The sequence below is a fragment of the Fluviicola chungangensis genome (assembly GCF_007558725.1).
Classification (GTDB): Bacteria; Bacteroidota; Bacteroidia; order Flavobacteriales_D; family Crocinitomicaceae; genus Fluviicola; species Fluviicola chungangensis.
On record NZ_VLPL01000002.1, the window covers coordinates 159,124 to 176,293 of the forward strand.

11 protein-coding genes are annotated in these 17,170 nt (G+C 43.1%); 3 read left to right on the plus strand and 8 right to left on the minus strand.

The genetic code is table 11. The features are described 5' to 3' along the window. Positions 1-91: 91 nt before the first annotated feature. From radA to FO442_RS04360, 3 genes are all read right to left on the minus strand, one after another. Positions 92-1,453, minus strand: a complete 1,362-nt coding sequence (radA, locus tag FO442_RS04350; protein WP_144331931.1) for a DNA repair protein RadA — start codon at positions 1,451-1,453, stop codon at positions 92-94. A 62-nt stretch (positions 1,454-1,515) separates the two neighbouring features. Then, positions 1,516-3,789, minus strand: coding sequence for a T9SS type A sorting domain-containing protein (locus FO442_RS04355; RefSeq protein WP_144331932.1), 2,274 nt, complete (start codon positions 3,787-3,789; stop codon positions 1,516-1,518). Positions 3,790-3,810: 21 nt separating this feature from the next. Next, on the minus strand, positions 3,811-4,530 hold the full coding sequence (locus FO442_RS04360) for a thioredoxin family protein (RefSeq protein WP_246073812.1): 720 nt from the start codon (positions 4,528-4,530) through the stop codon (positions 3,811-3,813). On the opposite strand from FO442_RS04360, the gene FO442_RS04365 reads away from it, so the two are divergent. The 3 genes from FO442_RS04365 to FO442_RS04375 are packed head-to-tail and all read left to right on the plus strand — an operon-like array spanning position 4,511 to position 9,944. Next, positions 4,511-5,725, plus strand: coding sequence for a hypothetical protein (locus FO442_RS04365; protein WP_144331933.1), 1,215 nt, complete (start codon positions 4,511-4,513; stop codon positions 5,723-5,725). The two genes, FO442_RS04360 and FO442_RS04365, sit on opposite strands and share 20 nt — an antisense overlap. Then, entirely contained in the window at positions 5,722-6,339 is a 618-nt protein-coding gene (locus FO442_RS04370) for a uridine kinase family protein (RefSeq protein ID WP_144331934.1), read from the plus strand. Before FO442_RS04365 ends, FO442_RS04370 begins: the two co-directional genes overlap by 4 nt. Continuing rightward, a complete protein-coding gene (locus FO442_RS04375; RefSeq protein ID WP_144331935.1) occupies positions 6,324-9,944 on the plus strand; it encodes a sensor histidine kinase in 3,621 nt (1,206 codons plus the stop codon). The genes FO442_RS04370 and FO442_RS04375 overlap by 16 nt, the downstream gene beginning before the upstream one ends. Positions 9,945-9,986: 42 nt before the next feature. Here the strand turns inward: FO442_RS04375 and FO442_RS04380 are convergent, their stop codons facing one another. The 5 genes from FO442_RS04380 to FO442_RS04400 form a co-directional block, all read right to left on the minus strand. Then, complete coding sequence (locus FO442_RS04380) at positions 9,987-11,921, minus strand: DUF2341 domain-containing protein (RefSeq protein ID WP_144331936.1); 1,935 nt, start codon at positions 11,919-11,921, stop codon at positions 9,987-9,989. Between the two features lie 118 nt (positions 11,922-12,039). After that, the gene (locus tag FO442_RS04385) at positions 12,040-13,740 is read right to left on the minus strand and encodes a PA domain-containing protein (RefSeq protein WP_144331937.1); all 1,701 of its coding nucleotides are present in this window, start codon (positions 13,738-13,740) and stop codon (positions 12,040-12,042) included. 176 nt (positions 13,741-13,916) lie between these two features. Continuing rightward, positions 13,917-14,681, minus strand: a complete 765-nt coding sequence (locus tag FO442_RS04390) for a succinate dehydrogenase/fumarate reductase iron-sulfur subunit (protein WP_144331938.1) — start codon at positions 14,679-14,681, stop codon at positions 13,917-13,919. Positions 14,682-14,755: 74 nt separating this feature from the next. Continuing rightward, the gene (locus FO442_RS04395; RefSeq protein ID WP_144331939.1) at positions 14,756-15,115 is read right to left on the minus strand and encodes a four helix bundle protein; all 360 of its coding nucleotides are present in this window, start codon (positions 15,113-15,115) and stop codon (positions 14,756-14,758) included. Between the two features lie 34 nt (positions 15,116-15,149). Further along, positions 15,150-17,162: a fumarate reductase/succinate dehydrogenase flavoprotein subunit gene (locus FO442_RS04400; RefSeq protein WP_144331940.1), complete on the minus strand. Its 2,013-nt coding sequence runs from the start codon at positions 17,160-17,162 to the stop codon at positions 15,150-15,152. Between the last annotated feature and the right edge of the window lie 8 nt (positions 17,163-17,170).

Below are 17,170 nucleotides of genomic sequence, written 5' to 3' on the forward strand. Positions count from 1 at the left end.
AAAGTTAAAATTAAGGAAACTATTAGAATAGAACTCATTGGAATAAATAATTTCCAAGTTAGAGTGTGTAGCTTACAAAGTATCGGTTGTTTTATGCGAATAAAGCTTTTAAAACTTCGTCAATTCTGGAACATGGCACCAGTTCGATCTTGAAATTGGATTGTTCGATTCCCTTGTTGTGTTTCGAAATAATGATCTTTTCAAATCCCAGTTTTTCCGCTTCGCGGATGCGCTGATCGATTCGGTTCACCGGACGGATTTCCCCGGACAAACCCACTTCAGCGGAACAACAAATTGAACGGTCAATGGCAATGTCCGCATTACTGGATAATACGGCTGCTACCACTGCCAGGTCAATGGCTGGATCGTCTACGCGGATTCCTCCTGCGATGTTCAGAAAGACGTCCTTTGCACCTAATTTAAAGCCACAGCGCTTTTCCATTACGGCAAGCAGCATGTTTAATCTGCGCAAATCGAATCCCGTAGATGAACGTTGCGGCGTTCCATAAGCGGCGGTACTTACCAGGGCCTGGACCTCAATTAATAAAGGTCTTAGTCCTTCCAGGGTTGCAGCAATCGAAACACCACTCAATTTACTGTCACCGGCGGAGATCAGAATTTCCGACGGGTTCTCTACCGTTCTTAAGCCCGAACCGTTCATTTCGTAAATCCCCAGTTCATTGGTGCTTCCGAAGCGATTTTTAATCCCCCGAAGCAAGCGATAAACATGGTGCTGGTCGCCTTCAAACTGCAATACAGCATCCACCATGTGTTCCAGTACTTTCGGACCTGCAAGCGACCCTTCTTTGGTGATATGACCGATCAGGAAGACCGGAACTTCAGTCATTTTTGCATAGCGTAGCAGCTGAGCCGTACATTCGCGGATTTGGGAAATACTTCCAGGTGCGCTTTCGATCTGGGAACTGAATAGGGTTTGGATGGAATCCACGATCAATAGTTCGGGACTGGTTTCTTCCGCTTGTTTGAAAATGTTTTGGATGTTTGTTTCGGTCAAAATGAAACAGGAATCATTCTTTTGACCGATGCGTTCGGCACGCATTTTTATTTGCTGTTCGCTTTCCTCTCCTGAAACATACAACACACGTAACGATGTTTGTACGGCCAATTGGAGTAATAAAGTGGACTTTCCGATTCCCGGTTCACCGCCAAAAAGGATGAGTGATCCCGGGACCAAGCCGTCTCCCAATACGCGGTTGATCTCGCTGTCCGGAAGAACAATTCTTCGCTGTCCGTTTGAAACAATTTCCTGCAGAACCTGCGCCTTGGCGGTCCGACCGGATGAAGTAGAGAAAGCAATGACCTGCGGCAATTGTTTTTCAACCAACTCTTCAACAAAGGTGTTCCATTCCCCGCAGGAAGGGCATTTCCCTAACCATTTTGGAGTTTCGTACCCACAATTTTGACAGAAAAAAGCTGATTTGATCTTTGCCATAGTACAAAATTAAAAAAAGCTGTCCGCCTAAGCAGACAGCTTTTTATTTATTGCTAAATTGTTTATTTAATGATCAATTGTTTTGTACTGGTACCAAGCGCATTCTTCATTTGTACGAAATAAACACCTGATGACAAATCAGAGATACTCATATTGGAAGAAGTCCCGTAAGTACTCATCTGCTTGACAATTGCTCCCTGGGCAGTTATCAGTGTGATTTCTTTAAGTGAATTATCGTTGCTTAGCCCGAACTCAACCAAATCAGTAGCCGGGTTAGGGTACAAGCTCCATGATTCCTGCAGATCATGAACTTCCTTCAGCCCGGATGTACCCACACAAATAATAGAAGTGTGACTGTTTCCAAATCCTGCATCTGCCGTGGTTAATTCGGCCAGCGTATCGGAACCCGATATCAGTTCGTAATGTCCGGCGGGATTTCCGGACATCCCATCTCCGAAATCGTCAGTAATGATGAAGTGATAGCATCCATCTGCCAGGCAGAAAGAAGCGTTATAAGTTGCTCCGGTCCCGCTCGCTAAATCAGCATATGGCCCGCCGGTATAGAATGTTACATTCTCAGCCGTATTTGTCAGTGCCCAGGTTATTTCACTTCCCCAGCGATCCGTCGTCAAAGACAGGTCAACAATGGTTGGATTTACAATAATGGTGAAATTGGATTCTATGGTGTCATTGTTGTTGTTTTCATCTGTTCCTGTATTAGGACCGGAAACGTATGTATTGAAAACGTGAGCTCCGCCTGCAAGGGTAGCAGAAGGTAAAGCAATGACCTGGCTTTGGTATTGATTTAATGAACCCGTCCATGCATAAGTCTGACTAAAATCACCGTCATAACCATAATGGACGGTTGCACTTGTTAGCGCAGTGCTGCCATTGTTTATCAATGTGAATGATGGAGAAACCGAAGCTGAACAAATTGTTCCCGAAGCTCCTGAAATAGTAGATAATGCAGCATCTAATGCAACCCCCGGACCAGCCGGATCAACACCGTCAATGGTTAAGCTGCCTGTATTTGACGGATCCAGCCAAAATTTAAGTTGAGATGCATTTGTACCGCCACCTAACCAGGAAGTATATAGTTTTCCGTATTCATCGGACAAATTTGATCCTCCGCACACAGAAGCACCTCCGTGCAATTGACCAACTGTTCTGTGATTTTGGTCAAATAAAGGGGATCCTGATGAACCTCCTTCTGTTACTCCGTTGTCCCAACTTGTCACACCCCAATGGCTGTCAGGAAGACCGCCATTAAATGTGGTGGAGATCAAAGGCGTGTTTTCAAAGGATATTTTTTTGATATCGCCGGCAGGATGGTGAATTCCAACTGCAGATGTTGCAGGAATGTCTGTAGCGTTAAACCCATTGTAATAAACACCCCAAGCTGGGTCCGGAGCAGAATTCAGTTCCGTTAAAGTAAAATCGGATGGGGAATAATTTGCTTTTAATACCCCACCGTTTATGTTCATAGTTGTCGGACCGTTATTCGAGGTGTTATTTGCAGTAGCACAAATTGCCGTAGCAGGAGTTCGTTCCCATTTGAAACGAAATACCCAGCTTCCGGGTGAAGTACCACAGTGGTTCGCAGAAAGGAAATAAGGAATGATTGTTCCTGAAGTATTGTTGATTAAGGATCCGGTACAAAAACCTCCGCCGTTCACCATCATTGCAACGGAATTTCGCTGATTTTCCCATCCTGCTCCAATTGGGCAGTTCACATCGTACTCACAGTTTCCGGAACTGCCAAGTGCTTTCACTTCTGATTCCAGGTCAAAGTAACCATGGACCACAGTTCCCAAATGCAATTGGGAAGTCCCAGCTTCTTCTGCCGGCTCCTGCAACTCAATGATAACGACATCGTCATGAATTAATTCTGTTCCAAGCATGTGGTTCTCATTGTTGTTCAAACTGGTATGAGCACCTATAAATTCTTTCTTTTCGCCATCCGACAAGTAAAGCCGGGCATTTTTGGAAAGTTGAAATTGATCGAAAATCAAGTTGATCGATAATGCACCGGCTGAATTTATTTTTAGTTGGCGAACGACAGTTCCATTAGGTAAAACCTTGATTTCAGCAGTTGACATAAAATCAATATTAACGGGCAACTCTTTTCCGAAGCGCATTTCTTTTTCCAAGGTGCTTCCTCTTCTGATCATTTCATTGGTTGCTTCGATCTCGTTGTCCACAGAGACCATTTGAATCCCTTCCTTGGGCATTCCGACCTTATCTTTCCAGGAAAGAGGTGTTCCGATTTGCTGCACTTGGGAAATTCCGGAGAAGGAAATACACAACAATGCAACACTGAGTAGTTTTTTGTTCATCGTTTATTTTATTTGGAGAGTTTACTTTTTAACACGTTTAATACTGCAACCTCTTGGTGGGGTAGTATTAACAACAATTTCCTTCCCCGAAGCGTTTGCTTCGATTGCGTTTTTCAGGTAGCTTTCGTCCGAACTGCGTTTACCGTCCTCTTTGTTGTCGATTGCCCCGGTATATACCAGTTCCATTTTATTGTTCAAAAGAAAAATGTGCGGAGTTGTTCTGGCCCCGAATGCATCGGCAAGCTGAGAGTTTTTATCTATCAGGTAAGGCATGGAGTATCCTTTTTCTTTGGCCCGTTTTTGCATGGCTTCCGGGGAATCGTCGCTATTTCTTTTTGCCTCATTGGAGTTGACCAAAACCATGTTGTATCCATGAGCGGCAGCAAACCTGTTCAGATCGTTGTATTGTTTTTCCCAACCTTCAAAATGGTCGCTTCCTACTACAAAAGGACAGGTGTTGCAGGAGAAAACAACCAGCAGCCCCTTCTCTCCGCCTGATGTGCCCAATTGCATCATCTTGCCATCCAGGTTTTCCATTTTATAGTCCAACATGGGAACAATCTCACCGATCGGAAGTGTTTTCAGCTCTTCACTTTGTGCAAAAGAAAAGGCAGTCACCAAAAGAAAAATTCCGGAGATGGTATTTTTAATTGTACGGGAGAATAACATATTCAGTTGAAATATTTTACATTTATCTGCCAATTTACGCTTTATTCCCAATATGAAAAAATCTTTAATCATTCTTTTTACGTTAATCAGCATTTCTGTTTACGCTCAGAATTTTGAAATTTCGCCATTGAAACAGCCTTATTATGACATACTTGAGTGGAAAGGGATCGGTGCGCTGGCACTTAGCCGTGACCCGTCACTGACCCAGAAACAAGTTGATCTGACAATGGTTTCGGGAGACAGTAAGAGTGCATGGCAGCAGGTCTATAATCCGATGGCAAAGGAAACATTCTTTATTTCAGAAGATGGTGGGAAATATGCTTACTTTCTTGAAAACCTGGAATTGAAAGACAACAAAGTTTTTATTCATCAGTTGAGTGCTGCGGGGAATATCAAAGTCATGAACCTGAATTTTCTCGCTCCCATAAAACGCTTGGGAGGTTTCAGCCCGTCGGATTTATACTTAACGGATATCATTACAACCGAGAAGGCACTGCTTTGGATGTTCAGGCACCGCGACAAGGAAAAACTGACAACTATCGCGGTTTCCATGACCCATCACAACTTCAACATGTATGCTTTTATCGTGTCAGAAAATGTGATCAGTTCTTCCAAAATAGAAGACCAGATCTCGTGGTACATTGCCGGGGAAAAAGGGGAGAATATTCTCTTTGCTGCCCGTTTGCATGCCGGTAAGGAAGCCGGTTGGAGAGTAAAGGAGTACAATCCGAAAGGTCAGATGGTAGGAGAACAGGTACTGGAACAGCGGGGAACGAATTTCATTGCACATACACGCGTAGGTTTTGGAAGAAGGGGAAGCGCCCTTCTGAAACGAAGTGAACCCAATGAAAAGGGAACGCTGGTCTTTGCCAACGGGGATTATTATGTCGGTGGGATAGAGCTGGACGGCACAACGGCAAATCTGATCAGTTACAAGTTGCAGGGAAAAGAGTGGAGCAAAGTCTGTTCATCCGCCTGTGCGGCATACAATGCCAAAAAAGACTTAGAGGTGGGGTGTTTCCGGATGGATGAAGGAATTGGCTGGTATGTGAATTCTTCCAAATCCGAAGGACATTTCCACAGCTTTGCTTCCGGCACAGGTGTTGTATCGGGGAGCATTGATCAGGCAACTTCTAATCCCAGTCGTTTGCTTACTGCGGAATTTCCAAGTAAATTTGTAGTTGAATTGAACACAAAATGGCTGGTTTTCGACACAAAACAATTGCCGACAAAAAACAGTTTAACCTTCGAATATAAGCAAAAATGATTATTGGAATTTGTGGAGGCAGCGGATCCGGAAAGACAACACTTTTAAAACGTCTAGCGTCATTTTATGGGGAACTTCACCCCACGGTTTTTTCCATGGATAATTATTATCTGCCGATTGATCAGCAGATCCTGGATGAAAATGGTCATGTCAATTTCGATTTGCCGACCGCATTGGATAAGGAACGTTTGGTAGCTGATCTGAAGGACCTGAAAGAAGGAAAATCGATTGAAGTGAAGGAGTATCATTTCAATGCACCACCCAATAAAAATGTACTGATCACATTGGATCCTTCTCCTATTATTATTGTTGAAGGCTTGTTTTTGTTTCAATATTCAGAGGTTTATCAATTATTGGATTTCTCCATATTTATGGATGTTGATCCGGATGTCCAATTGGACAGAAGATTGTACCGGGATCTGGAGACCAGGGGATATTCGCGCGAAGAAATTATGTACCAGTGGAAGCATCATGTGATCCCTTGCTATGAGAAATACCTTAAACCATACATGCACCTGGCAGATTTTGTCTTTGAAAATGATCAGCAGGCAGATTTGGAATTTGAAAGGCTCATTCACATGCTGACTCCCAAATTATTATGTTTAAAAGAATAATTCAATTTTTTGCAAGAAGAGGATATGCCTTGTTATTGAGTGCATGTTTTTTGTTGTTAGCCGGATTGTTATTCAATTTAAAAAAATCCGGCTCGGAAGATATTGAATCGTTTCAACGTGTTTTTTTATCCCAGGTTGCGAAAGCCAAAGATCAGCTGCGATGGATTCCTAAAGATTGGAAAGAGCTGAGTAAAGGTGATTTTTCAAAAAAATATAACCACCTGGAGAATACCCTTTTTGTACATGTTTATCAGGGTGATTCGCTGGTGTTTTGGAATACCAACAAATGTCCGGTAAACCGTTTTGCAGATTTGCATTTTCCCTCGCAAGGAGTTATCCAATTGCAAAATGGATGGTATTATTCCCAATTGCAGAAATCCGGGTCGGATATTTTCGTGGTTACCTTTGGCATTAAACGTGTTTTCCCAATTACCAATGCTCAGTTGAAAGACTATTTTTTCAGACCCTTCCCTCCGGTCCATGGCACGGTTTCGTTGGTTACCGAAAAGAACCATACGGTTTTTGATGAAAGAGGGGAAGGTGTTTTTGGTATCGGAGAGGTGAACCAAAGTCCGGATAACGAGCGGTTGCTGACACTTATTTTTACGGACGTCCTGGCCATTCTTTTCCTGATTTTTTTTCGGATCAACCGGTCCTTAAAGACCAATACAGCACGATGGGCCTTTGTATTTGGCATTCTTTTGCTGCGCTACCTGTCCTTGCGTTTCGACTGGTTTGAGTGGATGGCGAACACCTCTTTATTTGATCCGGGCCTGATGGCTTTGAATAACTGGATACCGGATTTCGGGGAAATTCTAGTCTGGTTTGTTTCTTTGCTTATGATTTTCCCTTCCCTGGGGAAATTGGTCCGTCAGGCAAACAACAAGTACATAGTCTACCTTTTGTTGCTCCTGGTGCCGGTTTTGATGATGGTATATCCGCAACTTATCAAGTTAATCATTGTCAATTCTACCATTCCGATTCATTTAAGCGAACTTTTGAAACTGAATGTCTTCTCCATTGTTTTTATTTTCCTGATCGGGTTGAGTTCTCTGTTCCTGATCCAATTTTACCAGTTGGTCATGGAGAAATGGAGGGCTATGAATCCGGGTAAAGTGGAAAGATTCGGAGTGTTGACTGCCCTGTTTTCTTCGGTGATTATTGCAAACGAATGGATTTTCAGGCTGCATGGGTTTTGGATTATCTGGATGTTTGCCCTGTTGACTGTTTCCCTGATCGTGAGTTTCCGTTTTAACGGGACATGGAACTTTACCTTTTACCTTTTGGCAACCTTTCTTGTTTCTTTTGGGATTACCATGAATCTCGAAATGGAAGCTAAAAAGAAGGAGCGGGAGGAACGGTTACTTTTTGCCAACCAGCTGGCGGATGATCGCGATATCAATGCAGAAGTTGATTTTACACGGGCGAAAGAGAAATTGATTACGGAACCATTCCTGAAACGCTTATTCCATCACGATACCAAACCCAGTTTTTCCGAATTAAAGGAAGCAATGGAATACCAGGTTTTTAAAGGTTATTGGGACCGGTATGATGTTGATTTTTATTATTACCTGGAAGACAGTTTGGGAGTTCGACTGAATGGGATGTACAAAAAACAATTGGACGAATTGATTGAAAGGCATGGACTTCGTTCCGAAATTGATTCCAGTTTGTACTATGTGAAGGATTATACCAGCCAGTTTAATTACGTATTTTCCCTGCCTATTGAGAGAAACGGGGTAAAGGTAGCTTTTTACGGTACCATGAAATCGAAACGGATTCCGGAGAAGATCGGTTTCCCAAGGTTGCTGATTTCGAAACAAACGGCGGTTTTTGAATCCCTTGAACGGTATTCGATCGCGAAATATTTTAATAACCACCTGGTATTGAATTATGGAGCCTACAGTTATCCGACAAGTCTCCGGATCCTGGGTGATAATGAAGAGCAGGGGCATCAATGGTATGAAAAAGACGGTTTTGAGCATTTGATTTTTAAGAAATCCATGACGGATGCGATTATTTTGAGTAAAACCATCCCCTCCTGGTTATCCTATTTGACCACAACTTCCATTTTATTGGTTTGCTTCGGTGCGATGCTGACACTTGTTTTATTATTGAAGCAATTAAATCAGGTAAGGGTTTCCAATGGAATTTCCATGATCACGAAGATCCAATTGGTTCTAATCGGTTTGATTGTGATCTCCCTGGGTGGATTCAGTATTGCGAGTACGACCATGTTGAGCGGTCAGTATCGCAGTTATTCCACGGACCAGATCCGTGAGAAAGAGAAATCAGTGATCAATGACATCAATTCCAGACAACGGTTTACTTCTGAAAAGTTTAGTGACAAAAACCAAGAGGAATTGGATTACCAGTTAAGAAGGTGGTCGAAAGTTTTCCTGGCAGACATTAATTTGTACCAATCGGACGGAATTTTGGCGGGAACTTCGCGAACTAAGATTTACAACATGGGCTTGCTGAGTGAACAAATGAATCCAAAAGCATTGTATGAATTGCAGTTCAGCATGCGTTCCGAATTTATCCACGAGGAAAATATCGGCTCATTGGTATATTTATCCGGGTACGTGCCCGTATTCAATCACGAAAATGAATTGTTGGGGTATTTGAACATCCTTCATTTTGACCAGCGAAATGTTTTCGAAGAACAGTTAAGGCAATTTTTTGTGGCAATCCTGAATGTATTTATGCTTCTGTTGGTTTTATCCATCCTTGTTGCGTTACTGGTTTCTTCCTGGCTTACAGGCCCATTGATGTTATTGAGAAAAAGCTTTTCCCAGTTTGAATTGGGAAAAAACAGTTCCCAGATTAATTACAAAGCGCAGGATGAGATCGGTTCGTTGGTTGCAGAATACAACCATAAATTGAACGAACTGGCTGAAGCAGCGGCTAAATTGGCACAATCGGAGCGGGAAAGTGCCTGGAGGGAAATGGCCAAGCAGGTTGCGCATGAGATCAAAAACCCGCTGACACCGATGAAGCTGAGTATTCAGCACCTGCAACGTGTTTTTGATCCCAATGATCCGAAGGCAGCTGAGCGGATTGAGCGGGTTACGGGTTCTTTGATCGAACAAATAGATGCATTGACGCATATTGCGAATGAGTTCTCCAATTTTGCCAAACTTCCTCAGCCGGTCATTGCTGAAATTGATCTGATAAGCTTAATTGAAGCGGTTGCTGCATTATTTGACAGCGATACGAGTATACAAGTCGAATGGGAATTAACCGGGCCTGAATCGAAGATTTTGATCCCCGGAGATAAGGAAATGTTATTGCGTGTATTGAACAATGTGGTTTCAAACGGAATTCAGGCTGCCACTCTGACTCCTGCGCATATCGTGATTTCCGTCGAAGCTAATGAAAACCTGGTTTTTATCCGGGTTAAGGATAACGGGACCGGGATTCCAGAAGACCAGATCCAAACGATATTTGAACCGTATTTTACCACGAAGTCCAATGGAACCGGTTTGGGTCTGGCAATGGTAAAGCAAATCGTGGAAACGCATCATGGCTCGATTGAAATCGAAAAGACATCTTCGGAAGGAACGACGGTGTTGATTACGCTTCCGAGATTGAAAAATGAGTAGAAGCGCGATTTATCGCGCTTCTACTTTAATACCGAACCATTTTTATTGGATGACAAATCGGATCACCTTAGTACGCGATTGCAGGTAGTAAGAACCCGTTCCCAAAATGCTTAAATCAATTTGTTTGCTGATTCCGGCAACAACCTGTTCTTTTCTTACCACGTTTCCGATGATATCTACGATCTTCAGTTCCTGGGAAACAGAAGACTGAATGGTTAAATTTCCTGTAGTCGGATTAGGGAATACGGAAAGGTTGTCAATTTGATCGAACTCTTCCAATCCAACGGTGGTGATGTCGATGCACGAAGACTGCTTTGAACAGGATCCCAAGCTGGAAATGACCGCATAACTTCCATTTTGAGTTGCTTCATAATACGAATCGGTTGCACCCGGAATCGGGGTGTTCCCGTTTGTACAATCCACCCATTGGTATCCGTCTGCACCCAGGTCGGCAACGAGTGTCAACCCGATTTGCTGAATCTGGGAATCGATATCATCCTGGAAGGTCAATTCCGTAGTAATGATACTATCACAATTGGAAACACCGCTGAGTGTATCGATATACGTTCCGTTTAATGTATAAATATGTGTTCCTACCTGGTAGCTCTCGCCAAAACATTTGTGAACGGTTCTGGTCAGGTACGCAGGAGTATGGAAAACGATCTGGATGGAATCGTAACTCTGGCAGCCGTTGTTGTCTGTTGTTTGGACATGATAGGTTGTCGTTACGGATGGCGATACTACTAATGAATCGGCTGTTGAATTGTCATCCCAGACTGCGCTGTATAGGGTGTCCACTGTTAGTTCGGACCATTCTCCGTTACAAACAATTGTTGCAGTAGCCTGCAGGTTGGCTACCGGAAGCGCTCCTACGTTGAAAGTAATGGAGTCCGTATTTGTGAAACCACAGAGATCGGTTATGGCTACATGATATTCGAGTGTGTCGGAAGGAAAAGCAATGGGTTGGAGGATGGTATCGGAGGAGATTTCCGTTCCGGTCCACTGAATGTCAAAAGGTGCCTGCCCGCCCAAAATTGTCAGGGGCAGGATAGCTGAATCACCCATACAAATGAAATAATCATCAGCCATGTTTGTGATGAAAGAACCCAACTGATATGTTGGAGCGGGATCTACATTGTTTTTGGAATAGTACCAAAAATCAGGATACCCGTAATGAATGTTGTTGAGATAATTTCCTGGATAGGTATTTTGATCACATCCGTTGCAATAGCGCATATCCAGGTAGGTGAAATGCTGGCCAATTTGGGAAGTGGAGGGGCCAAAGTAATAACCATCCGTATTGTCCTGGTACATTTCGAGGACATATTGAGTATCCTGAGTTAACCAAATGGGTGATGACAGGTCCTGGTAGCTGTATTGAGCAGCCGGCCCGCTTACTTGCATTTGTCTTAAAATGGCCTGTGTGGTAACATCAAAAAGAGTGATGTAGCGGATTGATCCATTGGGTTCGTTTTTTCCAAAAGCGGTGACAAGCAAGTCTTCATTTGCTGCAAAGCGGATTCCGCGCTGCGAGTTTGTTACACCACCTGTTGCTCCTCCGCTGACGCTGTCAGTACACGATTGCGGCCCGATGAAGGTTCCGTTAATGGCGGATATGGATGGGGCAGAAGCGTTCCCATAATTCAGATAAATCGTTTTTCCGCCATTTGCCGGAATCGAGTCTACTTTTACCCAAATTTGGGTTGCTGCTGTGTTTATATCGGATTCAATCCAGTAATTTAAAAGATCTCCGCCGTTGCACTCGGTTGAAAACCGGATATCGTCACCGTTTGCCAACATGTCCCCAGTTGAAATGGGTGTTTGCGTATCAATGGTCAATTTTATTTGGTAGTTAGTAACCAGATTACCCGAGTGTTCCAGAATGGTAATCGGCTGACTGTGATTCCAGCCCGGGATTTGAGATATTCCTGAAAAGGAGATGAACAGCAGTGAGAAAAGGATTAGCGAATGTTTCATAAGTAAATTTTTTTGCGAAGATACTAAATTCCGGTTTCAGGATAATGATGTGAGCAGGTGACATAAAAAAACCGATTCGTCAGCTGACGAACCGGTTCCCAATTTTGTTGAATGTTGATTATTTGGACACAACCACGTTAAAGCGGCTTGTAGTACCGTTTGAATAATCAAGTGTAAATACGTAAGTACCAGCGTTCATTCCCGCAACAGAAGTTTGGAATTGACCGTTTTCAATTTTAACTTGTTGAGTAGAAACCTGACGACCAGCCATGTCTACAATTTTCAATGTTGCATTACCTGCAGCATTTACTTTTACAGTAATGGTTTCTTTTGCCGGAACAGGGAATGCAGAAGCATCTACCAATTCGTTTTCAGACACACTCAAGGTTGCTCCCGTTCTGATCGCAATAGAAGGAACAGGTAAACCAACGAATCCTGCAGGAGTAAAGTCACCTACATCGGATCTGTTAGGGAAACGAACTAAATCATCAGAATCAATTTGTTGATCGTAATGATCTCTTTCGCTATATGCCATGAATAATTTCGGTTGGAAATTCTCAATACACAATAAATATTGCTGATCATTAGTGAATCGGTAGTAAGATGTTCCCTGATCACCACCTGTTAAAGGCATAAAGATTGTTTCTCCTGCAAGCGGATCTCCATTGGAAGGATACGTAAACTGACCAAAAGCAACCTGGCTTAAGATATCAAACGATCCGTTTGAAATAGTAAAGTCTGCATCATCCCATGTGTACAAAGACCAAAACGCTTCGAAATCGTCCAAGTGAACTGTTGCAGAGTCAGCTGTGCTAACAAAGAATCCACCAAAGTAAACACCATCCATTGCCACTCTTCCTGCATTCGTGTTTTTAAACGCGATACAAGATTCGAATTCTGTTGTTGGTAAAGTTGCAGGGCGTACATATGTTTGTTTAGTAACGACAGTAGTATCCAAACTGCATAGTGACCACAATGAATCACTTAATGAGAAGTAATTGGTATTGGTGTTGTCACTTGTGTAATCGTCTGTTGCCCCGGAACTTACACTGTAAGTAATTTCATAATCTCCAGCCTGGTGAGTTGCAGGAGAGTAAGTTGTAAGTGTGAAAAACATAGAGTCTCCTGCAACGATAGACGCCGGAGAAGAGTTTACGTTGTGAACTTCTGTACCATCGCGGTTAATCGTAGCATTCAAAACAATATTTGTCAAATCATTTTGTCCCTGGTTGAAAACCCATGCTCCAAGAGGAACAGAGAATTCAGTTCCGTTTTGTGCTAAAGAAATTGGCAAAGACCCGACATTTGCTCTCATTGAACCGATATCAGTTAGCGCTAAATCGTTAGCAAAAAAACCGGATTTGTTTCCGATGTAGAATTTAACCGGACCACCCGTCATAGTTGCGCGAACGGATGCACCATCAGCCTGGGAAATCATAACAGCCGGAATGCTAATCGGTCCTGTAGGTGTTCCTCCCATAGTAATCGGAGCTGTAGCAACATTGTTCACAATAATTACACCAACTGCCCCAGCAGCAGCAGCATTTTCAACCTTCACGGTAAAATTACAGGAACCGCGATAAATGACGGCAATTTTACCTGATACTGAGTTGCTTATCGTAGTACAACCCAATGTATCGGAAGCAACAGCAATTGTATCATGTACAAAATTACCGGGAATGCTCATATCCATTCCCCAGCCACTTGCCTGAGTAAAGGAATAAACCGTAGGGTTTGGAGATGTTTGATTACAAATCACCTGCCCGAAAGAATAGGTCGTTGCTACAAACAGTCCAAAACTGAGTAAAAGTTTTTTCATAACATAAGTAAATTAAAGATGGACTAAATGTAAAGAAAATTTAACAAACAAAAAATTTTTGTTTTTATAAATGCATTATTACAAAGCTGATTTTGAGTGATTAGTTACTTTGAGGATACAAAACAAAAAAGGCCTCTATCAGAATAGAAGCCCTTTTCAAATAGATGAGGATGTTATTACTCTGCGGAAACCATCGCTTTTAAGTATTCGCGGTTCATACGTGCAATGTTCTCTAAAGAAATCTCTTTCGGGCACTCGACCGCACAAGCGCCGGTGTTAGTACAATTTCCGAATCCTTCTTCGTCCATTTGTTTTACCATGTTTAAAACGCGCTGCTGTGCTTCCACCTGTCCTTGCGGCAATAATGCCAGTTGGGATACTTTTGCGGATACGAACAACATGGCAGAAGCATTTTTACAGCTTGCTACACATGCTCCGCATCCGATACAGGTCGCAGCTTCAAAAGCTTTGTCTGCTTCCGCTTTCCCGATCGGAATAGCGTTTGCATCCATTGTGCGCCCGGAAGTGTTCACAGAAACGAATCCTCCGGCTTGCTGAATGCGGTCAAATGCCGAACGGTCTACGACCAAATCCTTGATTACCGGGAACGCTTTTGCTCTCCAAGGCTCCACGTAGATTGTTTCACCGTCTTTGAATTTACGCATATGCAGCTGACAGGTTGTTACTGCGCGGTCCGGACCATGAGCTTCTCCGTTGATGTACAACGAACACATTCCGCAAATTCCTTCACGGCAATCGTGGTCGAATGCGATCGGCTCTTTGCGCTCATTTACTAATTGCTCGTTCAATTGGTCCAGCATTTCAAGGAATGAACTGTCTGTTGAAACATTGTCCAATTTGTATGTTTCCATACTTCCTTTCGAATTCGCGTTCTTCTGACGCCAAATCTTCAGGTTTATATTAATTGTTTTTGATGCCATAACTTTTTAGTTATTAGTCGTTAGTTAGTAGTGCTTAGTTCGACCATCTAACTGACAACTTATTATTACAATTTCTATTTCAATTTAATCAATAACGCATTTATCATTTTTCCCAATTCAGCGATTTCATTTTCAAGCTGCGAAATTAGTTTTTCATCTTTTGTTAAACCGAGTTCTCTGGATAGAATCAGTTGCGTATCTAATTCATACAAAGAACCTCTGGAAATTTTAAGGAAATTGATATAACTCGCTGTACTTTTTCCAAATCCTTCTGCTATATTGCTCGGTACTGATACTGAGCATCGTCTCATCTGACTTGTAATTCCATACTGTTCTTGTGCTGGGAAATCTGAAGTCAATGTATAAATGTCTTTACTTAGAGCGATTCCGCGCTGCCAAATTAACAAATCCTTATACGACTTAACCTCCGACATTACCAACTAATCCCTAATCCCTAAAAACTAATCCCTATTTATAATTTCTCGCTGCGATCTTAATATACTCGTAATTCAGCACTTCTTTGTGTAACTCGGATTGGTTGATGTCCATTCCTTTGTATTCCCATGCTCCAACAAAGTTGAAATTTTCGTCGTCACGCAGTGTTTCACCTTCAGCATCCTGGTATTCCTCACGGAAGTGACCTCCACATGATTCGTTACGCTGCAGAGCATCTCGTGCCATTAATTGGCCCAATTCCATGAAGTCAGCCACACGAAGTGCTTTCTCCAATTCCGGGTTCAATTCGTTTGCATCTCCTGGAACGTATACTTCTTTGTAGAACTCTTCACGTAAGGCGGCAATTTCTGAAATGGCTTCGGTTAAACCTTGTGCATTGCGGGCCATTCCTACTTTGTTCCACATGATATGTCCCAAACGCTTGTGGAAATGATCTACTGTTTTGGATCCGTTATTGTTCAGGAATCGGGAGATCATGTCCTTTACATGGTTTTCAGCCTCCTCGAATTCAGGTAAATCTGTAGAGATTTTTCCGGTACGGATATCGCCCGCCAAATAATCGGAAACCGTATACGGAAGCACGAAATATCCGTCAGCCAGTCCCTGCATCAATGCTGAAGCTCCCAAACGGTTTGCACCATGATCGGAGAAGTTTGCCTCACCGGCTACGAAACATCCCGGGATTGTAGATTGCAGGTTGTAATCGACCCAAACGCCTCCCATGGTGTAGTGAACCGCCGGATAAATCTTCATTGGAGTTTCATACGGGTTCTCGTCTGTAATTTTTTCATACATCTGAAACAGGTTTCCGTATTTTTCTTCTACCCATTTTTTACCCAATTGGATAATTTCTTCTTCACTTGGGTTGTGGTTTCCGGAAGCATAAGCCGTTTGTTTTCCTTTCGCTTGGATCTCGGATGAGAAATCCAGGTAAACACCCTCCATCGTGTCGTTTGCCTCAATACCGTAACCGGCATCACAACGCTCTTTTGCGGCGCGGGAAGCAACGTCACGCGGAACCAGGTTTCCGAAGGCCGGGTAACGGCGTTCCAGGTAATAATCTCTATCTTCTTCTGCAATCTGTGTAGGTTTCAATTGTCCTGCACGAATTGCTTCAGCATCTTCTTTTTTCTTCGGTACCCAAATACGGCCGGAGTTACGCAATGACTCGGACATCAAGGTCAATTTGGATTGATTGGTCCCATGAACCGGGATACAAGTAGGGTGGATTTGCACGTAACAAGGATTTGCAAAGTAAGCTCCGCGTTTGTGAGCCTTCCAGGCAGCTGTTACGTTCGATCCCATTGCATTGGTTGAAAGGAAGTATACATTTCCGTATCCGCCTGTACATAAAATGACTGCGTGAGCCGAATGACGCTCGATTTCGCCGGTAATTAAGTTACGGGCAATGATTCCGCGAGCCTTTCCGTCTACTTTTACCAAATCCAGCATTTCATGACGGTTATACATCTGTACGCGCCCCAATCCGATTTGGCGGGAAATTGCCGAATAAGCACCCAATAGCAATTGCTGACCTGTTTGTCCTGCTGCGTAGAATGTACGCTGTAGCTGTGTTCCACCGAACGAACGGTTGTCAAGCAAACCTCCGTACTCGCGTGCGAACGGAACGCCCTGTGCAACACATTGGTCGATGATGTTTCCGGAAACTTCCGCTAAACGGTGTACGTTAGCTTCACGAGCACGGTAGTCACCACCTTTGATTGTATCATAAAATAAGCGGTAAACAGAATCACCGTCATTTTGATAGTTTTTTGCTGCGTTAATACCACCTTGTGCTGCAATCGAGTGCGCACGACGTGGAGAATCCTGAAAACAAAATGCTTTCACGTTGTACCCCATTTCTCCCAGGGATGCTGCTGCGGAAGCTCCGGCCAAACCTGTTCCAACAACAATTACATCGATTTTCGGGCGGTTATTTGGAGCAACTAAACGCAGGTGGTCTTTGTAGTCGGTCCATTTTTTTGAAATGTGACCTTCTGGTATTTTTGAATCTAGAATAGACATAAAGTACT